Source organism: uncultured Senegalimassilia sp. (assembly GCF_934636665.1).
GTDB lineage: Bacteria > Actinomycetota > Coriobacteriia > Coriobacteriales > Eggerthellaceae > Senegalimassilia.
The window spans coordinates 98982-118775 of sequence record NZ_CAKUAT010000003.1 but is presented as its reverse complement, the minus strand read 5'-3'; the positions used below and the strand labels follow the sequence as shown (position 1 = coordinate 118775).

The 19794-nt window shown below is 65.2% G+C and carries 18 protein-coding genes; 14 read left to right on the top strand and 4 right to left on the bottom strand.

Features of this window, described 5'->3' with window-relative positions; all coding sequences use genetic code 11:
- The first annotated feature begins 5 nt into the window (after positions 1–5).
- Positions 6–989 (top strand): FHA domain-containing protein, encoded by a 984-nt coding sequence (locus tag Q0G75_RS01905; RefSeq protein ID WP_294414797.1) that lies wholly within the window; start codon positions 6–8, stop codon positions 987–989.
- 244 nt (positions 990–1233) lie between these two features.
- Here Q0G75_RS01905 and Q0G75_RS01900 read toward each other — a convergent pair whose 3' ends face one another.
- From Q0G75_RS01900 to nadA, 4 genes are read right to left on the bottom strand one after another with little or no spacing between them, the layout of a single operon-like run.
- Positions 1234–1842, bottom strand: coding sequence for a transcription repressor NadR (locus Q0G75_RS01900; RefSeq protein ID WP_294414798.1), 609 nt, complete (start codon positions 1840–1842; stop codon positions 1234–1236).
- Positions 1843–1844: 2 nt separating this feature from the next.
- The gene (nadC, locus tag Q0G75_RS01895) at positions 1845–2774 is read right to left on the bottom strand and encodes a carboxylating nicotinate-nucleotide diphosphorylase (protein WP_294414800.1); all 930 of its coding nucleotides are present in this window, start codon (positions 2772–2774) and stop codon (positions 1845–1847) included.
- Entirely contained in the window at positions 2771–4573 is a 1803-nt protein-coding gene (locus tag Q0G75_RS01890) for an FAD-dependent oxidoreductase (RefSeq protein ID WP_294414801.1), read from the bottom strand. The genes nadC and Q0G75_RS01890 overlap by 4 nt, the downstream gene beginning before the upstream one ends.
- A 9-nt stretch (positions 4574–4582) precedes the next feature.
- Positions 4583–5581: a quinolinate synthase NadA gene (gene nadA / locus Q0G75_RS01885; RefSeq protein WP_294414802.1), complete on the bottom strand. Its 999-nt coding sequence runs from the start codon at positions 5579–5581 to the stop codon at positions 4583–4585.
- A gap of 363 nt (positions 5582–5944) precedes the next feature.
- On the opposite strand from nadA, the gene serC reads away from it, so the two are divergent.
- From serC to der, 13 genes are all read left to right on the top strand, one after another.
- Positions 5945–7027 carry a 3-phosphoserine/phosphohydroxythreonine transaminase gene (gene serC, locus Q0G75_RS01880; protein WP_294414803.1) on the top strand — a complete coding sequence of 361 codons (1083 nt, stop codon included), beginning with the start codon at positions 5945–5947 and terminating at the stop codon, positions 7025–7027.
- 218 nt (positions 7028–7245) lie between these two features.
- The gene (locus Q0G75_RS01875; RefSeq protein WP_294414804.1) at positions 7246–7932 is read left to right on the top strand and encodes a site-2 protease family protein; all 687 of its coding nucleotides are present in this window, start codon (positions 7246–7248) and stop codon (positions 7930–7932) included.
- A gap of 15 nt (positions 7933–7947) precedes the next feature.
- On the top strand, positions 7948–8739 hold the full coding sequence (locus tag Q0G75_RS01870; RefSeq protein ID WP_294414805.1) for a segregation/condensation protein A: 792 nt from the start codon (positions 7948–7950) through the stop codon (positions 8737–8739).
- Entirely contained in the window at positions 8740–9561 is an 822-nt protein-coding gene (scpB, locus tag Q0G75_RS01865) for an SMC-Scp complex subunit ScpB (RefSeq protein WP_294414807.1), read from the top strand.
- Positions 9562–9603: 42 nt separating this feature from the next.
- Positions 9604–10485 carry a pseudouridine synthase gene (locus tag Q0G75_RS01860; protein ID WP_294414808.1) on the top strand — a complete coding sequence of 294 codons (882 nt, stop codon included), beginning with the start codon at positions 9604–9606 and terminating at the stop codon, positions 10483–10485.
- Between the two features lie 222 nt (positions 10486–10707).
- Complete coding sequence (locus tag Q0G75_RS01855) at positions 10708–11880, top strand: prephenate dehydrogenase/arogenate dehydrogenase family protein (RefSeq protein WP_294414809.1); 1173 nt, start codon at positions 10708–10710, stop codon at positions 11878–11880.
- The gene (gene aroA, locus Q0G75_RS01850; RefSeq protein WP_294414810.1) at positions 11870–13189 is read left to right on the top strand and encodes a 3-phosphoshikimate 1-carboxyvinyltransferase; all 1320 of its coding nucleotides are present in this window, start codon (positions 11870–11872) and stop codon (positions 13187–13189) included. The genes Q0G75_RS01855 and aroA overlap by 11 nt, the downstream gene beginning before the upstream one ends.
- The gene (cmk, locus tag Q0G75_RS01845; protein ID WP_294414812.1) at positions 13186–13866 is read left to right on the top strand and encodes a (d)CMP kinase; all 681 of its coding nucleotides are present in this window, start codon (positions 13186–13188) and stop codon (positions 13864–13866) included. Before aroA ends, cmk begins: the two co-directional genes overlap by 4 nt.
- The gene (locus Q0G75_RS01840) at positions 13863–14711 is read left to right on the top strand and encodes a 1-acyl-sn-glycerol-3-phosphate acyltransferase (protein ID WP_294414814.1); all 849 of its coding nucleotides are present in this window, start codon (positions 13863–13865) and stop codon (positions 14709–14711) included. The genes cmk and Q0G75_RS01840 overlap by 4 nt, the downstream gene beginning before the upstream one ends.
- 200 nt (positions 14712–14911) lie before the next feature.
- On the top strand, positions 14912–15748 hold the full coding sequence (ispH, locus tag Q0G75_RS01835) for a 4-hydroxy-3-methylbut-2-enyl diphosphate reductase (RefSeq protein ID WP_294414816.1): 837 nt from the start codon (positions 14912–14914) through the stop codon (positions 15746–15748).
- Positions 15749–15953: 205 nt separating this feature from the next.
- Positions 15954–16682: a LytTR family DNA-binding domain-containing protein gene (locus Q0G75_RS01830; RefSeq protein ID WP_294414818.1), complete on the top strand. Its 729-nt coding sequence runs from the start codon at positions 15954–15956 to the stop codon at positions 16680–16682.
- 325 nt (positions 16683–17007) lie between these two features.
- Complete coding sequence (locus tag Q0G75_RS01825; protein ID WP_294414819.1) at positions 17008–18426, top strand: DUF512 domain-containing protein; 1419 nt, start codon at positions 17008–17010, stop codon at positions 18424–18426.
- A 45-nt stretch (positions 18427–18471) separates the two neighbouring features.
- Entirely contained in the window at positions 18472–19788 is a 1317-nt protein-coding gene (gene der, locus Q0G75_RS01820) for a ribosome biogenesis GTPase Der (protein ID WP_042435995.1), read from the top strand.
- Positions 19789–19794: the final 6 nt, after the last annotated feature.

The following is a 19794-nucleotide window of genomic DNA, read 5'->3' as shown; positions in this document are numbered from 1 at the left end:
GGCAGATGGCGACGGAGTTGACGCCGTGCGGCGCCTTGTTCGAGACCATGAAGCGCTATGGCGGCATCAGCCATAAGGACCTGGCGCGCCTGGTGCTGTCCGGCCGCCCGCTTGCCGATGGCAAAAGCCCGCTGTCGCGTTGCGACGACCGCACGTGGGTCTCGCGCTTCATCGTGCACGCCCCCGTGGGCTCGCTGCAGGACCGGTACTTTTGCGATTGGGGTGTGGCAGCCCTGCGCGTTTCGGCGCGCCTGCGCTCCCGCGACGGGAAGGGCCTGTCGGCCGAGGAAGCGTTGTCGCTGGTCACGAACCAGGGCGGCGCGCTTATGGAGCAGGCGCTGCGCGAATGCCACCAGGACCTGGCGTTGTACCGCAACGTGCTGGAGCGCCTGGCTCGCGGCGCGGGCTATAGCGTGGAGGAGCGCTCCGAGCTGGCCATGGTGCTGTTCGTGGCGGCGGGATGCAGCGCGAACGTGAAGCGCGCGTGCGCCTACGTGCTCGATTACGTGAAGACGGTGCACGGCGGAAGGCTGGAAACCGTCCCCGCCGCCGTCATGGACCAGGGTGAGCAACCCGGCGCGGCGTCGGCAGACCCGCGCGAGCAGGCGCAGGCGCTGGGGCTTTTGCGCATGGTGGGAGGCCTGGTTTCCGGAGGTTTGCATTGGGTTCAGCCGCTCTCCGACGGCGTGGAGATCGGTGCGCTGGCCTTGGGGCCCGACGACATCAACGACGTGGAGCCCGATGTGTCGGGCCATCATCTGCGCGTCTGGTGCAACGAAGCAGGCAGGTGGTGCGTGCAGGGCCTGGGAAGCTCCAACGGCACCGTGCTGATCAGCGGCGAAGATGGCTCCGAGACGGTCGTGGAGCCGGCGCGCACGGGCGGTTCCGCATGCGCTGAACCGGTCGAGGTGCACGCCGGCGACGAGCTGGTTCTGGCGGGCTCGACCCGGTTCATGCTCATCGAGGGCATGCCGGAAAGCTGGGAATAGCAACACGCCGGCTCGAACGCCGGCGTACTAATGATGAAGCGGGGGCGATGCGCGTATCGCCCCCGCTTTTGGTTGCATGAGAAAGGCCCGCGTGAGCGGGCTTTTCGCGTTTTGCGAGTGCGCTGGATTGTGCATGCGATCGAGGAAGTCGATAGGTTTTCGCTTATGCCGTGCGCTGTCCGAAGCCTCTCTTCGCCTGCGCGATGCGTACGGTGCAGATGCGCGTGGCGTGGGCGACTGCCCCTTATCCCTCCTGCTCGTGGGGGAGCAGCGGGGCTAGGAAACCTTTGTCGGCGAGTGCCCGACCGATGGCCTCAAGGGCTTCGTCGCTCGGAGCCGACACCAGGTGATAGTGGTATCCCGAGGTGGCGGTGCTCAGCGGCGATGATTTCCCGCTCTCGATATCGTTGATGAAGCGCTCGATATCCGCCTGGTCGGCGATCTCCAAAGGCGCGGTGATGCGGCCGTAGGCGCGATGGCTGATGGATACGTTGTGCACGCGCCCGCCGAGCGCGATGATGGTTTGCAGCTCTTCCCTAGTTTGCTCGACCTCGTGGTGCAGTTTGAACGTGCGGGCCGGCTCGTTAAGGCGCACGGCCGGTTGCTCTGCGGCGTTTTGCGTCATGGTTTGTGTTGCGCTTTGAGCTGTGGTTTGCGCGGTATTCGCCAGCACGTAGCCCTTCGTGGTTGCCACGATGTTCGCGCCCGCCTCGCGCAGCAGCGCGATGTCCTGCACGATGATCTGTCGGCTGACGTTAAGGGTGTTCGCAAGCTGACCGCCGGATACCGGCGCATCGGCTGATCGAAGCGCATCGAGCAGCGACGCGCGTCTGGCCTCGGATTTCGTTGCCATTGCTACTGCCCGCTTTCCCGGTTTAAATCGGTGACCGGTGTATTACCACCAGTGGTGGTCGCTTCGCCGTCAGCACTATCGTCCAGCATGCGAAGGTGCTTCATGGATACGTCCAAGATGGGTGCCGAGTGGGTGAGCGCGCCGCTGGACACGAAGTCGATGCCCAGGTCGGCGATGGCCTGCACGTTGTGCGCGTCGATGTTGCCGGAGCACTCGGTCTTCGCGCGCTCATCGATGAACGCGACAGCTGCCGCCATGGCGTCGTGGTCCATGTTGTCGAGCATGATGATGTCGGCCCCAGCGGCGATTGCCTCCTCGACCTGCGCGAACGTCTCGCACTCCACTTCGATTTCGCGCACGAAGGGGGCGTAGGCGCGCGCAGCCTCGATAGCCTCGCGCACGCCGCCCGCGGCGGCGATGTGGTTGTCCTTCAGTAGCACCCCGTCGGAGAGGTTGTAGCGGTGGTTACGCCCGCCGCCGCACCTAACGGCCTCCTTCTCGAACACGCGCATGTTCGGCGTGGTTTTGCGCGTGTCCACCAGCTGGGTGGTGCTGCCCTCGAGGAGCGCAGCCACACGGTGCGTGTAGGTGGCGATGCCGCTCATGCGTTGCAGGTAGTTCAGGGCCACGCGCTCGCCCGACAGCAGCACGCGCACGTCGCCGGTCACCGTCGCAAGCGTCTGGCCTGCGCAAACGTTGTCTCCGTCTGCGGCGAAGCGCTGGACGCGGGTTTCGGGGTCAAGGATGGCGAACGTGCGCTCGAACACGTCGAGGCCGCATAACACGCCGTCGGCCTTCGCGATAAGGTCTACGGCGGCGGGGTGTGCGTCGCGCATGATGGAGGCGGTGGAAACGTCCTCGTTGGTGATGTCCTCGGCCAGTGCTTGGCGGATGAGCGGCTCGGCCACGGTTGTCAGCGTGATGGGGTTCATGCGCAAACGACCTCCTTGGAGCTTGCGGTGCGATCGGTATCGGACGGGGAAGGGTTTTGCGGGCAGGTTTGCGCTGCGGTTTGCGAACCGGGGCGCCCAGCGTTGCGAGGCTCGGTTGGCATCGCGCTTTGCCCGGCGTTTTGCACGCAGGCTTGCAGCCCGTCGTGTGCTGCGTTTTGCGTGCAGGTTTGCGCTGCGGTTTGCGGCTCGCCTTGCGCCGTGCTCTCACGGGTTTTGCGCTCGGCTTCGGCGTAGAGGCGTTTGTACGCCTGCGCGTCGGCGCCGCAGGGCTGGTCGGGGTAGGTTTGCGCCACGGGTGCTTTCACGCCCAGCTTGCGGCACATATCCCACGCGGCGCGTTGCGCGAACACGAGCGACTCGAGCAGCGAGTTGCTGGCAAGGCGGTTCTTCCCGTGCACGCCGTTGCAGCTGGTCTCGCCCGCTGCGTACAGCCCCGGCATGTCCGTGGCGCTGTTGCGGTCCACTCGCACGCCGCCCATGAAGTAGTGTTGCGCGGGCACGACGGGGATGGGCTCGCGCGTGATGTCGAACCCCTCCTCCAGGCAACGCTGGTAGATATTCTTGAAGTGCCCCGTGATCTCGTCCTTTGGCATGTTGGCGAAGGAGAGACGCACGAATTCCGAGCCTTCTGCGGCCATCTGTCGGTATATGGCGGCGCTCACCACGTCGCGCGGTTGCAGCTCGTCGGTGAAGCGCTTCCCGTTAGCGTCGAGCAGCACGGCCCCTTCGCCGCGGCACGATTCCGAAATCAGAAACGCCCGGCCCGGTCGCGTCGAGTACAGGGAGGTGGGGTGGATCTGCACGTAGTCCATGTGCTCGAGGGCGATGCCATGGCGCGCGGCAATGGCGCATGCGTCGCCGGTAAGGCTGGGGAAGTTGGTGGAACGAGGGTACGTGCCGCCTATACCGCCGCAGGCCCAAAGCGTCTGGCTTGCGAAGATGCGCAGCTGCTCCCCGTCGGCTGTGTGCGCAAGGACGCCGCAGCAGCGCATCTGCGGCTGGCGGGGGTCGACGTCGCGCTGCGTGGCCGATGCAGCGGCAACGAGCGGCGCGCAGTCATAATCTTCAACGTTGGTCGCGTTTTGCGTCGTTTCGCCTTGTACCGCCGTCTCGTTCTTCGCCGCATTCTCTGCGTTGACCTGGGCCTCGTCCTGCGTGACTAGGATGTCGTCCATGCAGGTGTGCTCCAGGATGCGGACGTTGGGCAGCTCGCGCACGCGAGCAAGCAGCGTGGAGGTTATCTCGTCGCCGGTGATGTCGCTGTGGAAGCAGATGCGCGGGCGGCTGTGCGCGCCCTCGCGGGTGTAGCGTAGGTTGCCTGCCTGGTCGCGCTCGAAATCCACACCGCGTTTCACCAGGTCGGAGATGATGCTGCGGCTTGCGCGGATCATCAAATCCACGCTTTCGCAGCGGTTCTCGTAATGGCCCGCGCGCAGGGTGTCCTCGAAAAACGGCGCGTAGTCGGCGTCGTCGTGCTGCACGCAGATGCCGCCTTGCGCCAGCATGGAGTCGCATTCGTCCACAGTCGTTTTCGCCAGCATCACCACGGAAAGCGTGGAGGGAAGGTTGAGCGCGCAGTACAGCCCTGCCACGCCGCAGCCGACGATGACCACATCGCAAGCGATGTCGCGCACCTTGGCTGCGCCGCTGCCATCCGGTTGCAATCGGTTACCGGCATGCGCGCCCGACACGTCAGCATGCGTGCAAATCGCATCTGCTACCGCCGTTTCCGCAGGTGCAGTGGCTATTTCGCCAGCCAATTCGTTCTCTTCGCTCATCTTCGCCACCTACTTCGCCGCGTACTCCAGCATGCGTTCGAGCGTCAGGCGCGCCGCGGGGGCCAGCTCGTCGCCGACGTGCACCTCGTACGGAGCGGGGTTGCGCAGGCATGCGGCCAGCTTCGGCAGCGTGACCAGGTCCATGTTCTCGCAGCGCGGCGTGGTGGCGGGGAAGTGGAAGCGCTTGCCCGTGCCCTGCGTGCGCAGCTCGAGCTCGCGGATGATGCCGACCACGGTGCACACGATGAACTCCTGCGCCTCCGACGCGGCGGCGTGCTCGATCATGCCCTTCGTCGATCCGATGTAATCGGCCTCGGCCAGCACGTCGGCCGGGCACTCGGGGTGAGCCATGACCACGGCATCGGGATGCGCTTCCTCCAGGTCGATGATCTGCTCCACGCTGATGGTCATGTGGCGCGGGCAGTAGCCTTTGTTCAGGATGACGTTTTTGCCGGGCAGCTGGCTTGCCACGTAGCGGCCCAGGTTCATGTCGGGGATGAACAGGATGTTGCGCTGCGGCAGGTTGCTGCAGATCTTCACAGCGTTCGAGGAGGTCACGCACACGTCGGACCAGGTCTTCGCCTCGGCGGTGGAGTTGACGTAGCACACCACGGCCAGGTCGTCGCCGTATTCGGCGCGCACGCGGTCGATGTCGGGCTTGCTGATCATGTGCGCCATGGGGCAGTCGGCGGCGGGCTCGGGCAAAAGCACGGTCTTGCCCGGATTGAGCAGCTTCGCCGATTCGCCCATGAATTCCACGCCGCACAGCACGATGGTTTGTTGCGGCAGGTCGACGGCCAGTTTCGCCAGGGCGAAGCTGTCGCCGACGTAGTCGGCCGCGGCCTGCACCTCGGGCGGCACGTAGTAGTGCGCCAAGATCACCGCGTCGCGCTGCTCCTTTAGCTGCGCGATTTCCTGGGTCAGCGCCGCGATAGACTCGGCCGCGCTTGTCGTCTGCGCGCCTGCGCCGGTTTGCCCTGCGTTGTTTTCGATGCCCTGCTCGCTCATGTTCGCTCCATGCTTCCGTGCGGTTATTTGACGCTGCAGTATGCCGCAAAACTTTACAGCTGACTTGACAGCTGTAAAGTTCCCATCGTTTCTCCATCGGCCGCAAGGGCTGCCGCCTGTGTTCGTGCTCGCTCGTGCGCCCGGCTCGGCGCGTCTGTCGCTAGCAGCGGCTCCGCCCGCCGCATCCGCCCGCCGCCCGCGGAGCGCCTTCGCCGTTTGCCCTTAAATCCCGTATCGCCGGTAGGTACAACATGCGAAAGGCCCATACTGAATCGGTGCGGAACACGTTTGCGTCCCGCGTCCGGCGCCAACCCGTGTATTGCGGGCGCGCTGCATCCATTCGTCAACCCAAGGAGGTTCAGCATGGCTCGCGTGTACAATTTCTCGGCCGGTCCGGCAGTGCTCCCCGAGGAGGTGCTGTCCTCCGCCGCCGCGGAAATGCTCGATTATCAGGGCACCGGCATGTCCGTGATGGAGATGTCGCATCGCTCCGCCGCGTTCAAGGGCATCATCGAGACCGCTGAGCAGGACATCCGCGACCTCATGAACATCCCCGACAACTACCGCGTGCTGTTCCTGCAGGGCGGCGCCACGCAGCAGTTCGCGGCCATTCCCATGAACCTGATGCAGAACAAGGTTGCCGACTATATCGTGTCGGGCAACTGGTCGAAGAAGGCCTTCAAGGAGGCAAAGCTCTACGGCGATGCCCGCTGCATCGCCAGCTCCGAGGACGAGAACTTCACCTACGTGCCCGACGTCGACGGCCTCACGTTCAGCCCCGACGCCGACTACGTCTACATCTGCCAGAACGAGACCGTCTACGGCAACCGCTACACCAAGCTGCCCGAAACCGGCGACACCCCGCTGGTCTCCGACGTGTCCAGCATGTTCCTCTCCGAGCCCATGGATGTGTCGAAGTACGGCCTGATCTACGGCGGCGTGCAGAAGAACGTCGGCCCGGCCGGCGTGGTTATCGTCATCGTGCGCGACGACCTGATCCGCGAGGACGTGTTGCCGTTCACGCCCACCATCATGCGCTACAAGACGCAGGCCGACGCCGGCAGCCTGTCCAATACCCCGCCGTGCTACGGCATCTACATGTGCGGCAAGGTGTTCCAGTGGCTCAAGGGCCTGGGCGGCCTTGAGGCCATGCAGAAGCTCAACGAGGAGAAGGCCGCCATCCTCTACGACTACCTGGATCAGTCCAAGCTGTTCAGCGGCACGGCGAAGAAGGAGTTCCGTTCGCTTATGAACGTGCCGTTCGTCACGGGCAACCCCGAGCTGGACGCGAAGTTCATCGCCGAGGCCAAGGCCGCGGGCATCGAGAACATCAAGGGCCACCGCAGCGTCGGCGGCATGCGCGCCAGCATCTACAACGCCATGCCCAAGGCGGGCGTCGAGGCGCTGGTCCAGTTCATGGACAAGTTCGAGCGCGAGAACGCGTAAGTTCGCGATAAGCGAGCGCCCGGTGCGCGGGCGCTGGTCTCGCGATAGCGATAGCGCTTTCAAACGGGCGGGCGGCCACCAAGGTCGCCCGCCCGTTTTGTTGCGTGAAGGACGCCGCGGCGTCTATCGGGTTTGCTTGTGACTATTGGCGTTACGAATAGGTTTCAGGTCGGTTATCGGTTTCGCATTGGTGCTTGTGGCGTTATAATAGTGAGATTATGACTACACAGCTTCCTTATCTCATCTGCTCCATCTTGAGCTTCGTTCCCGCCATCGTGTTGCACGAGATGGCGCACGGCTTTGCTGCCTGGAAACTGGGCGACCCCACCGCCAAACGCGCGGGGCGCCTGTCGTTCAACCCGCTTGCGCACGTCGACCCGTTCGGCACCGTTATCATGCCGTTTTTGCTCATGGCCATGAACATGCCCGTGTTCGGCTACGCCAAGCCGGTTCCGTACAATCCCGCGTACTTCAAGGACCCGCGCAAGGGCGACCTGATCGTGGGTTTGGCCGGTCCCGCCGCAAATTTGCTGCTCGCCGTGCTGGCGGGCGTGGTCGCGTGGGTGCTCTACGGGTTCGCCCCTGTTGCGCAGTGGGTGGTGCAGAGCCAGGCGTTCTTCTACATCTACTTGATGTTCCTGCCCATGTTCGCGCTGATCAACCTGTACCTTATGTTCTTCAACCTGCTGCCCATCCCTCCGCTGGACGGCAGCTCCATCTTCGCGTTCTTCATGCCCGTGAAGTGGTTGCCGAAGTACTACAAGGTGCAGCAGTACGCGTTCCCCATCTTCATGATCGTGGCTATTATGCTGCCGTATATCATCCACGTGAACGTGTTCGGCATCTACCTGGATGCTACCGCCGGCAACCTGGGCAACCTGCTGTTCCCCTTCACCATCTCGTAGGGGCGGCGGGGCATCGTGTCGTACCGCGTTCGCACCGACAGTTTCGAGGGGCCGTTCGATCTGCTGTTGTACCTGGTCAGCCGCCAGAAGGTTGATATCGGCGCCATCAACATCACGCAAATCGCCGATCAGTATCTGGCCGAAGTGGGCCGCATGCAGAACCTTGACCTGGACGTTGCCAGCGATTTTTTGCTGGTAGCCAGCACGCTGCTGGAGATCAAGGCGCAAAGCCTGTTGCCGCGCGAGCATATCGAGGTGGAGGACGATATCGCCGAGCTGGCGCCCTCCGAGGCGCGCGACATGCTGGTGGAGCGTCTGCTGGAATACAAGCAGTACAAGAACGCCGCGGCGGCGTTGCACGCGCGGTTCGTTGCCGAGGGTCGCATGCATCCGCGTCCGTTCGGCCCCGAGGCGTGCTTCCTGAACCTCATGCCCGACTTCTTGCGCGATGTGTCGCTTGACTCTCTGGCGCTGCTTGCCGCCCGTGCGCTGGCGCGGCGCGAGGTGTTTCTGCTGGAAAGCGAGCATATCGCCGCGAAACCCATCCCGGTGGAGGTTCACGTGCGCGCCATCCATCAGCGCATCCGCAACCTCAAACAGCTGCGCTTCTCGCAGTTGATCGCCGACGATGCGCCCACGCCGCTGGTGGTGGTCACGTTCCTGGCGGTGCTCGAGCTGTACAAGCGCTCCATGGTACGCGTGGAGCAAAGCCAGCTGTTCGGCGACATCGATATCGAGTACATCGAGGGTTCGGGCGAGCTTTTGCTGGACGGCGATGATGCGCTGACGTCGGTTGGGGAGGAATAGATGTTCGAAGGACTTGATCAGGCGCAGCTGCCCGGCGCCATAGAGGCCATGCTGTTCGTTACCGACGAGCCGGTCGGCGTCATCGAGCTGGCCGACATGCTGGAGGCCGACCCGAAGCTGGTCGAGCAGGCGCTGATGGACCTGCGCGAGAAGCTGGAGCGCGAACAGCGCGGCATCCAGCTGCGCGAGGTGGCCGGCGGCTGGCGGCTGTACACGCACCCGGCCTATCACGACCTGGTGGAGAAGTACGTGCTGTCATGGGACACGCGCAAGCTCTCGCAAGCGGCTATGGAAACGCTTGCCATCGTGGCCTACCTGCAGCCCTGCACGCGCGCCGGCGTTGCCAGCGTGCGCGGCGTGAACTCCGACAGCTCCATAAACTCCCTGGTGGAAAAGGGGTTAATTCGCGAAGCGGGGCAGGCAGACGCGCCGGGCAACCCCACGCTGTATACCACCACGCGCGGCTTCCTGGAGAAGTTCGGGTTGCGCTCGGTGCGCGACCTTCCGAATCTGGACGAGTTCGCGCCCGATGACGCCACGCGTCAGCTCATCCGCGAGCGCCTGAGCGCGGGCGGGCAGGAGGCGCGCGTGGCGCCCGAGGCGCAGGTCATGGATGGCGGAGCGGGCGATCCGCTCGATGGGCTGCAGTTCGACTTCGAGGACGAAGGCGCTGGCGGTGCGTCGACCTCGCAGCAGGGTGCCGGCGACGGCCCGGTGAGCAGCGCCGCGCAGCAGATGCTCGCCGACGCCATGGCGCAAAGCTTCGGGCTGGTGGAGAAGATCGACTTCGACAGCCTGAAGTTCGAAACCGACGACGAGTAACCGTTTCCCCGCCTACTTCGACCGACCTGTGATGGGAGAATCATGACCAGGCAACTCAAACCCAACCAAACGCAGCCCGAGGAGCGCCTTGTGCCCATGCGCCTGCAGAAGTTCCTGGCGCGCGCCGGCGCGGCAAGCCGTCGAGGGTCGGAGAACCTCATGACGGCCGGGCGCGTGACGGTGAACGGCCAGGTAGTCACCGAGCTGGGAAGCAAAGTCGATCCGTTGGTTGACCAGGTGGCCGTCGACGGCGTGCCCGTGCGCCTGGAGGGCGGCCCCGTCACCATCATGCTGCACAAACCCGCCGGTTACGTGACCACCATGTCCGACCCGCAGGGCCGACCCACGGTGGCCGAGCTCGTTCCCACCGACCGCTTCCCGGGGCTGTTTCCCATCGGGCGCCTGGACTTCGACACCACGGGCCTTTTGCTGTTCAGCACCGACGGCGAGCTGGGCAACGGCCTTTTGCACCCGCGTCATCACGTGGAGAAGCGCTACTTGGCGCTGGTCAACGGCAAGCCCACGCCCGAGCAGCTCGCCCAGCTTGAGCAAGGCATCCAGCTTGACGACGGCATGACCGCGCCCGCGAAGGCCGCGCTGGTGGAAGGTGCGGAAGCGAAGCGCGCGCTGTCCATGCTGGAGGTGCCGCCCGCCGTGCCCGACCACGAGCCCAACGGCAGCGTGCCCAGTCCGCAACGCGTCGCCATCCTGCGCAAGCGCTCCCAGCAGCGCGCCGTGGTGCGCGTAGTGTTGCGCGAAGGACGGAAACGCCAGGTCAAGCGCATGCTGTCGGCTATCAAGCACGGCGTTTTGGCCCTGCACCGCGACAGTTTCGGCCCCATCGAGCTAGGCGACCTGCCCCGCAGCCAATGGCGCGAACTCACTCCCGAAGAGGTGGCGGCGCTGCACGCGTCTATAAAGTAAGCGTTCGTGTTCCCCTCGTGCTTGCCGGGCGTGGCGGGCTGTGCGCTGGCGGGAAACGGCTATAATGGGCACCCGGGTAAACTGCTGGTGTTTGCGAACTCGGCGTTTCGCCTTGTCGCGGGCCTTCTTTGACCTGCGCGGCGGTTTCGCGCTTGCCGATGCGATGCCGGCTTGCCCGCAACGTCCTATCCTAGATCGGATCCGGAAGGTCTGCATCGCCTTATGGCACAAACAATCGATCAAGCGAAAACCGGCGGCTTCGAACGCGTAGCCGTCATCGGCTTCGGCCTCATCGGCGCCAGCTTCGCCGCCGCATTGCGCGGGGCGAACCCGTCGGCGCAGGTCATGGCCGTCGACACCGACCTGGCCACCCGCGTCGAGGCCGTCAACAGGGGCTGGGCCACCGCAACCGCCGCTCCCGATGCCGCGGAGTTCCGTGCGTTCATCGAAGACAGTTGCGACCTGGTGGTTTTGGCCACGCCCGTCAGCGTGGTGGAAGGCTATCTGAAGGATTTGGCGGAGTGGGGCTATCGCGGCATAATCACCGATACCGCTTCCACGAAAAGCCGCATCATCGAAATGGCCGCGCACACCCTTCCGTATCCGCAGAACTTCGTCCCCGGCCACCCCATGGCCGGTTCCGAAAAGAACGGCATCACGGGCGCCCGCGCCGACCTGTTCAAGGGCGCGTATTGGATCTTGTGCCCCGACGCCGATACGCCGGCGGAGCATTTCACGCGCCTGCACGAGCTGATCACCGGCATCGGCGCGCGCGTCATCAGCCTGCCGCGTGAACAGCATGACGCGGCGGTGGCCGTGGTCAGCCACGTGCCGCACTTCACCGCCAGCTCGCTCGTGCAGCTTGCTGTGCGCCACGCCGAGGGCCAGGATTCGCTTATGCGCCTTGCAGCGGGCGGGTTCAAGGACTCCACGCGCATCGCCGCCGGCTCGCCCGAGCTGTGGTGCGGCATCGCCTTCGACAACAAAGATGCGCTTTTGGGTGGTTTGCGCGAGATGCAGGGCATCATCGGGCAGTTCGCCGACGCGCTTGAGGCGGGCGATCGCGCAACGCTGACCAGCCTGCTCGCCGAGGCCGCCGATGCGCGGCGCGCGCTGCCCGCCGCATGGCTGCCGTGCACCGAGCGCCTGCTGGAGGTGCGCATCCCCATGGAGGACCGCCCCGGCGTGGTGGCCGAGGTCACCACCATCACCAGCAAGGTGGGGTGCAATATCCAGTCCATCGAGATCGATCACGTCACCGAGGACTCGGCCGTGCTCTCGCTCGTGCTCACCGACGAAGGCGACATCGGCAAGCTGTCGGCGCACCTTATCAACGCCGGTTTCTCCGTTTCGTTCAGCCCGCTAGCGCCTAAGGAGCACACCCATGTCGGATAACATCACCGTCATCAAACCGCTTGAAAGCCCCATGCACGGTTCCACGCGCGTGCCGGGCGACAAGTCCATCAGCCACCGCGCCGTGCTGTTCTCCGCCATGGCGGAAGGTACTTCGCGCGTGTCCGGCGTGCTCGATTCCGCCGACGTGCGCAGCTCCATCGGCGCCGTGAGCGCCCTGGGCGCCCAGGTCAGCCTGGAGAAGCAGCCCGACGGAAGCCTTGCCGGCGGCATCACCGGCTGGGGCGCCGCCGGTCCCAGCCAGCCCGCCGAGCCCGTGGATTGCGGCAACTCCGGCACCACGGTGCGCCTGCTCATGGGCATCCTGGCGCCGTGGGATATCCAGGTCACGCTCACGGGCGATTCCTCGCTGTGCAAGCGCCCGATGCGCCGCATCACCGCGCCGCTCATGAAGATGGGCGCGCGCTTCCTTCCCGAAGGCCGCGAGACGCTGCCCATCACCGTCCACGGCGGCGGGCTGCGCCCCCTCACCTACGACGCTCCTATGGCATCGGCCCAGCTCAAGACCGCTGTGCTGCTTGCCGGCATGTACGCTTCGGGAACCACCACGGTCAACGAGCCGGCGCCGAGCCGCAACCACACCGAGCTCATGCTGCCCGAATACGGCGTGGCCACCACGGCCGGCTCCTGCACGGCCAGCGTGACCGGCACCGCCCAGCCCCATGCCGGCGAGGTGCTCGTGCCGGGCGACCCCTCCTCGGCGGCGTTCCTCGCGTGCGCGGCGGTTCTGCGCCCTGAAAGCTCGATCCAGATCGAGGACGTCAGCCTGAACACGGCGCGTATCGGCTTCGTGCGCACGCTCGAGCGCATGGGCGCCCAGGTCAGCGTCACGCACACGGGCGCGGCGGGCAAGGAGCCCTACGGCATCATCGAGGCCTGCTACACGCCTGACCTGCGCGGCTGCGAGGTGCCGGCCGACAAGATCGCCGGCATCATCGACGAGATCCCGGTGCTGGCGCTGGTTGCCGCTCACGCGCACGGCATCACCGTGTTCCGTCAGGTGGGGGAGCTTCGCGTGAAGGAAACCGACCGTCTTGCCGCTATAATGGACGGTCTGGCCAAGTTGGGCGTGGATGCCTGGTGCGAAGGCGACGACCTTTACATCGAGGGCCAGCCCGGCCTGCAGGTCCCCGAGGGGCTCGAGTTCGACTCGCTCGGCGACCATCGCCTTGCCATGACCTGGTCGCTCGTCGGCCTGACCGGCAAGGTTTCCGTGAACATCAAGGATTTCGAGGCCGTGTGCGTCAGCTATCCCGGCTTCCTGGACGATATCGAAAGGCTTGCACGATGATCATCGCTATCGACGGCCCGAGCGGCGCCGGCAAATCGACCGTTTCGAAGGCGGTCGCGCGCCGTTTGGGCTTCTCGTGCCTGGACACGGGCGCCATGTACCGCTCCATCGCCTGGCAGGCGCTGCAAGATGGCGTCTCGCTGGAAGACGGCGAAGCGCTCGGCCGCATCGCCGATATGCATGAAATCGGGTTCTCCCATGAGCCGGGCGACCCGTTGCCGCGCCGCGTCTCCATCGCCGGCGTGGACGTGACCGACGCCATCCGCACGGCCGAGATCGACCGCTCCGTCAGCGCCGTGGCCGCCGCGCCCGCCGTTCGCCAGGCGCTTGTGGCCCAGCAGCAGCGCATCGGCCGCGCGGGCAACTACGTGGTGGAAGGCCGCGACATCGGCACGGCGGTGTTCCCTGAGGCTGAGCTGAAGGTGTTTTTGACCGCCAGCGCTGCCGAGCGCGCCCATCGCCGCGTGGCGCAAAACGAGCGCCGGGGCGTGGGCAGCACCGATTACGCCGAGGTGCTTGCCGACATCGAGCGCCGAGACGCCATCGATTCCTCGCGCGATACCAGCCCGCTCAAGCCGGCGCCCGATGCCGTGCAGATGGACTCCACGGGTCGCACCATCGAGCAGATCATCGAGCGCATCTGCACGCTTGCCCAGGAGAAGGGCGTGCACGTATGAGCCTGTTTCTGAAATACGAGGACATGTGGGACCGCGCGCTCGGCGGCACCACCGACGAGAAGCAGATCCCGCATTGGTTCGCGAACTTCGCGTATGTGCTGATCGGCTTCGTGTTCAAGGTGCTGTTCCGCTATCGCGTGGACGGGCGCGAGAACCTTCGCGCGTTCAAGGACCGCTGCGGTGCGGTGGTGGTTTCCAACCACACGTCGTTTTTGGACGTGGTGCTTATGTACGTGGCGGCGCGTCCGAGCCAGTTCGTGCGTCTGATGGGCCGCGACTCGCTGTTCGGCAACGCCCACGGCTTGGCGGGGCAGATCCTCTCGCGCGTGGGCGCGTTCCCCATCAAGCGCGATTCGGCCGACCGCACCGCCATTAAACGCGCGGCGCACATGCTGAAGGGAAACCAGCTGGTGGGCATCCTGCCGGAGGGCACGCGCCGCGGCAAGGGCAGCAAAACGCCCGAAATCCACTCCGGTGCGGCGTTCATCGCGAAGATGGGCAAGGCGCCTATCCTGCCCATGTGCGTGCGTGAGGCGGAGAACGTCAAGCGCAAAGGCGAGCGCATCCGTTTCCCCAAAATCACGGTGGAATACGGAAAGCCTCTGGTGGTAAGCGATTTCGACTTCCTGCCGAAGGAAGATCGCCTGGACGGGTGCTCGTGGTACGCCATGCGCGAGGTGTTCGCGCTGCATCAGCGCGTACCGCGCGAGCAGGTGGATATGCGCGCGCTGTTCCCCGACGGCCGCGATTTCTCCGAGGTGTTCGCCGCTCATCCCATTCCCGAGCACACCCCCGAGGAGGCCATCGAGCTGACCCGCCCCACGAAGAAGGCGAAGGCCGAGTAGTAACAGGTTTGGGATAGCAGGGGCCGCGTAAGCGGCCCTTTGCGCTATCGTGCGTCGTAAAAGCCGGGAGGCGCGAGCCGCAAAACGCTATCTGCATCCGTAAGCCCGCAGCCGCAATCTGCACGTTGCTATTCCGCGGGCAACTATTCGCGAGTCGCTATCTGCGAGCCTCGACCTATACCTATACGAAAGGATCGGACATGGAAGTCATCCGCAGCAAGAACGCCGGCGCATGCTACGGCGTGCAACGAGCTCTTGACCTGGCCCTGAAGGCCAGCGAGGGCGATGGCAGCGCGTTCACGTTGGGGCCGCTGATCCACAATCCCCAGGTGGTGGCGAACCTTGAGGCGCGCGGCGTGCTGGCCGTCAAGGAGCCCGAGCAGGCCACGCACGGGGCTATCATCATCCGCAGCCATGGCGTCACCCCGGCCGTGCGCCGCTCGGTGGAGGCGCGCGGGCTTCCCGTGATCGATGCCACGTGCCCGCATGTCGCGCGCGCGCAAAAGGCCGCGGCCACGCTTGCCGGTGAGTGCGGCTATGTGGTTGTCGTGGGCGAGGAAGGCCATCCCGAAGTGGAGGGCCTGGTGGCGTATGCTCACGAGGCCGGTGCGCAGGTGCATGTGGCGGAAACGGCAGCCGATCTGCCGGGCGACCTGCCCGAGCGCGTGGGCGTGGTCGTGCAGACCACGCAAACCCGCGATGCGCTTGACGACGTGCTCGAGGGCATCCGCGCCCAGGGCGTCGATGCGCAGGTCAAGGATACGGTGTGCACGGCAACGCGCCAGCGCCAGCAGGCCGCCGCGGAGCTTGCCGGTCAGGTGGACGCCATCGTGGTGATCGGCGGCCGCAATTCGGCCAATACCACGCATCTGGCCGAAATCTGCGCCGCCGAATGCCCGCGCACGCATCACATCGAGTCGGCTGCCGAGCTTGATCCGGCATGGTTCGCGGGCTGCTCTTCCGTAGGCGTCACGGCCGGCGCCAGCACCCCCGACGACCAGATCGACGAAGTGGTGCAACGCCTCGAGCGCATGTAGCGAACATATCCCCATGTGAACCGTCCCCGTCTGCACGTGCTTCGGCATGTGAGGGCGGGGACGGTTTTGTGCACGGACGGTGAAGAAACGGCCCGATTTGTTGCACAACAAATCCCGCGAAAACCGGGTTAGCCTTGAAGCATGAACGAAGCCGTCCGGCGCCGCAAAAGCGTCGGCGCGCGAACGCGATGCGGAGGTTGCCACCATGTGCAGGATATTGCTCGTCGAAGATGCCGTGCCCGAGCCCGAGGCGCTGCGCGTGCTCATCGAGCAGCATCCCTGCGCCGGCGCGATCCAGTTGGAGAGCTGCGCGTTTTTCCAGGTGAGCGAGCGCATCTCCCAAAGCCCGCGCATCGATGCGCTGTTCGCTCCCGTGGATGCCCCTGGCGCCTTCCCGGCGTGCGCTTGCGATGAACGCGCCGGCATCGCGCTGGTGCGCGAGTTGCAAGATCGTGACATCCTTCCGCTGACCGTGTACTGCACCACGCGCGCTGCCTACACCTCGGCGGTGTACGGCACCGACCATCAGTATCTGCTGCTGGCGCCGTATTCGCCCACGGAGGCGCGCAACGCCTTGGACAAGGTGTTCGGTTTGCTCGGCCATCGCGCGGCAAGCCCGCTTGCGTTGCGCAGTGCCGGGACCGTGCACATCGTGGACCCCGCCGACGTGGTATATGTGAAAAGTATCGGGCGGAAAGTGCTGGTCAAGCTGTCGGATGCTCGCGTGCTGGAATCGTATGCGGCGCTGGCGGAGCTTGAGCAGCAGCTGCCCGGCAGCTTCGTGCGCTGCCACAAAAGCTACCTTGCGAACATGGAGCACGTCGTCCAGGCGTCCGCCGACGGGCTGGTCATGGACTGCGACGAGGCGGTCCCCATCAGCCAGCGCCAGTACCGCACCGTCCGCGACGCCCTCAGGTCGTTCTCCGTCTCGTAGGGGAAGAGTGCCGCGGTCGACGGGGTTTGCCCCGTCGGCTTCGTTTCGCCTTCGCGGGATGAGCGTCGGCAGGCGCCGCGGTCGACGATCTTCGAATCGCGCTTTTCGCCGCCGCCTTCGCATTCTTTCCTAGAGCGGGTATTGGTCCTCCGACTTCTTCGTGCCATTCCCGCCGGGCAAAACGCAATTCCGTCTTATGCTTAGTTGCGCTGATTTTTCGCGTCGCGTTCCCGCCGTGCGCCTTAGCGGGCGCGGCATGCTACCATGATATGCTGCGAAAAATCGACGGCATATGGGCAAGTAGAAGCGGAAAGGCGGTGTTGACGTGGGCATTTATCCTCCTCAGGATGTGGCGAAGCAAGCTGCGCAGTCCGCGGGCCGCCGCAAGCGCCGCGCTCCCGAGCCCCCGAGGGCCGTCATCGAATCCGTGCTGCCCGAAAGCCCCGCCGACGACGCGGGCTTCACGCCGGGCTGCATCATCACCAGCGTGGACGGCCAGCCCGTGCGCGACATGATCGACTGGCGCTGGCTAACCGCCGACGACGTGATCACCCTCGGCTACATCGACACCGACGGCGACGCCGGCGAGGTGGAGCTTGAGCGCTACGAAGGCGAGGAATGGGGCTTCGAGTTCTCCGGCGTGGTGTTCGATGGCGTCAAGCAGTGCCGCAACGCCTGCATCTTCTGCTTTATGCGCCAGCTGCCCGATGACATGCGCCCGTCGCTGACCCTGCGCGACGACGACTTCCGCCTCAGCTTCCTGTCGGGAACGTTCGTCACGTTCACCAACTTGTCGGCCGCCGACGAGGCGCGCATCATCGAGCAGCACATCAGCCCGCTGCGCGTTTCCCTGCACGCGTCCAACCCCGAGGTTCGCCGCCGCATCATCGGCCGGCATGCCCAGCACGGCATCGACGTGATGGACCGCCTGCTTGCCGCCGGTATCGAGTTCCACGCCCAGATCGTGCTCATGCCCGACGAGAACGACGGCGACGCGCTGCGCGAGACGCTCGACTGGGCGTATGCGCGCCCGGGCATCCTGGACATCTGCATCGTTCCGCTGGGGTTCACCAAGCACCAGACGTGCTTCACGAAAAGCTTCAACGACCCTGTGGCCGCGCGTGCCGCCATGGACACCATCGTGCCTGCTCAACAGCGTGCCCTTGCCGAACGAGGCCACCTGTGGGCCTTCGCCGCCGACGAGTTCTACTGCAACGCCTACGGCGACGAGTTGCTGGAGAACCTTCCGCCCACCGAGCACTACGGCGACTTCGGCATGTTCGAGGACGGCGTGGGCATCATCCGCTCGTTCGTGGACGATTGGGAGGCGGCGGAAGCGGCAGGGCTTGACGCGCAGGCTGCCCAGGCGCTGCAGCAGGCGGGCATGCGCGTGCGCTACATCGCTGGCATGGCCACGCCGCATTTCTTCCGCCCGCTGTTCTCGCGCGGCCCGCTTGCCGGGGTGGTGGAGCCGCTGTTCGTGGAGAACCGCTTCTTCGGCGGGAACGTCGACGTCACCGGGCTGTTGTGCAGCTGCGACATCGTCGAGGCCATCCGCGCCGACGCGGCCGAGCACCCGGGGTGGACGTACGTGGTCCCCAAGGTCATCTTCAACGACGACGGCGTCACGCTCGATGACGCAACGTTGGAGGATATGGGGAAGGCGGCGGGCGTGCCCGTGAGCGTGGTATCCTGTAACGCGACTGGGTTCTTGCCGGAACTCGTCGAACTGGCGCGCGAATAGCGGCGCCGCAAACGTAGTATTTTCCTCAACCGAAAAGGATTTGATATGGCTCTGCCCATTGTGGCGGTTGTTGGACGGCCGAACGTCGGCAAGTCCACCTTCGTTAACCGCATTGCCCAGGCCGACGAGGCCATCGTGCACGAGATGCGCGGCGTCACCCGCGACCGTTCGTACCACATCGCTGACTGGAACGGCGTGCCGTTCAAGCTCATCGATACCGGCGGTATCGAGATGGGCGACGACGACGCGTTCCAAAGCTCCATCCGCACGCAAGCGTTCGCCGGCGTGAACGAGGCTGACGTCATCGTCTTCATCGTCGACGGCCGCACCGGCATCAACGCCGACGACGAGGAGGTGGCGCGCGTGCTGCGCAAGACCTCCAAGCCGGTGTACCTGGTGGTGAACAAGATGGACAACCCCGACACCATGGACCAGGTCTGGGAGTTCTACCAGCTGGGACTGGGCGATCCGTGGTCGGTCTCCTCGCTGCACGGTAACGGCACGGGCGACCTGCTCGACGCCGTGGTGGAGGACCTGAAGAAGGTCGAGACCGCTGACGATGAGGAAGAGGACGGTGGCATCAACATCGCCATCATCGGCCGTCCGAACGCCGGTAAGTCCTCGCTGACCAACCGTCTGACCTCGGACGATCGCTCCATCGTGTCCAACGTCGCCGGCACCACGCGCGACGCCATCGACACCGTCATCGAGCACGACGGCCAGCGCTACACCATCGTCGACACCGCCGGCCTGCGCCAGAAGAGCAAGATCGACGAGGACGTGGAGTACTACGGCTTCGTGCGCGCGATGCGCGCCATCGACCGCGCCGACGTGGCCATCCTGGTCATCGACGGTTCCATCGGTCTGACCGACCAGGACCAGCGCGTGGCCGGCTTCGCCGCCGACCGCCAATGCGCCATGGTCATCGTGTTGAACAAGTGGGACCTGGTGGAGGGCCCCGACGCCAAGGCCGAGGTGCGCGAGAAGATCACCGACCGCATGACCTTTGTGGGCTATGCCCCGGTCGTTGCCACCTGCGCGCTCACGGGCAAGTCCGTCCATCGCATCTGGGAAGCCGTCGATGTGGCGTACGAGAACTTCTGCAAGAGCATCCCCACCAACCAGCTCAACGTCTGGTTGGGCGAGATCCGCGAGGGCGGCCATACCGTCTCGAAGGGCAAGGCCATCCTGCGCATGAAGTACGTCACCCAAACGGCAACGTGCCCGCCGCAGTTCACGTTCTTCGTGAACCGCCCCGACCTGGTCAACGACAACTACGAGCGCTTCCTGGAGAATCGCCTGCGAAAGTCGTTCGACCTGACGGGCACGCCCATCCGTATGAAATTCAAGAAGAAAGATTAAGAGAGA

Coding starts and splice junctions, on each gene's coding strand:
- Q0G75_RS01830 (WP_294414818.1), top strand. CDS start 15,954: ATGTGCAGGATATTGCTCGTCGAAGATGCCGTGCCCGAGCCCGAGGCG.
- Q0G75_RS01900 (WP_294414798.1), bottom strand. CDS start 1,842: ATGGCAACGAAATCCGAGGCCAGACGCGCGTCGCTGCTCGATGCGCTT.
- der (WP_042435995.1), top strand. CDS start 18,472: ATGGCTCTGCCCATTGTGGCGGTTGTTGGACGGCCGAACGTCGGCAAG.
- aroA (WP_294414810.1), top strand. CDS start 11,870: ATGTCGGATAACATCACCGTCATCAAACCGCTTGAAAGCCCCATGCAC.
- Q0G75_RS01855 (WP_294414809.1), top strand. CDS start 10,708: ATGGCACAAACAATCGATCAAGCGAAAACCGGCGGCTTCGAACGCGTA.
- scpB (WP_294414807.1), top strand. CDS start 8,740: ATGTTCGAAGGACTTGATCAGGCGCAGCTGCCCGGCGCCATAGAGGCC.
- Q0G75_RS01840 (WP_294414814.1), top strand. CDS start 13,863: ATGAGCCTGTTTCTGAAATACGAGGACATGTGGGACCGCGCGCTCGGC.
- nadC (WP_294414800.1), bottom strand. CDS start 2,774: ATGAACCCCATCACGCTGACAACCGTGGCCGAGCCGCTCATCCGCCAA.
- cmk (WP_294414812.1), top strand. CDS start 13,186: ATGATCATCGCTATCGACGGCCCGAGCGGCGCCGGCAAATCGACCGTT.
- serC (WP_294414803.1), top strand. CDS start 5,945: ATGGCTCGCGTGTACAATTTCTCGGCCGGTCCGGCAGTGCTCCCCGAG.
- Q0G75_RS01890 (WP_294414801.1), bottom strand. CDS start 4,573: ATGAGCGAAGAGAACGAATTGGCTGGCGAAATAGCCACTGCACCTGCG.
- ispH (WP_294414816.1), top strand. CDS start 14,912: ATGGAAGTCATCCGCAGCAAGAACGCCGGCGCATGCTACGGCGTGCAA.
- nadA (WP_294414802.1), bottom strand. CDS start 5,581: ATGAGCGAGCAGGGCATCGAAAACAACGCAGGGCAAACCGGCGCAGGC.
- Q0G75_RS01905 (WP_294414797.1), top strand. CDS start 6: ATGGCGACGGAGTTGACGCCGTGCGGCGCCTTGTTCGAGACCATGAAG.
- Q0G75_RS01875 (WP_294414804.1), top strand. CDS start 7,246: ATGACTACACAGCTTCCTTATCTCATCTGCTCCATCTTGAGCTTCGTT.
- Q0G75_RS01860 (WP_294414808.1), top strand. CDS start 9,604: ATGACCAGGCAACTCAAACCCAACCAAACGCAGCCCGAGGAGCGCCTT.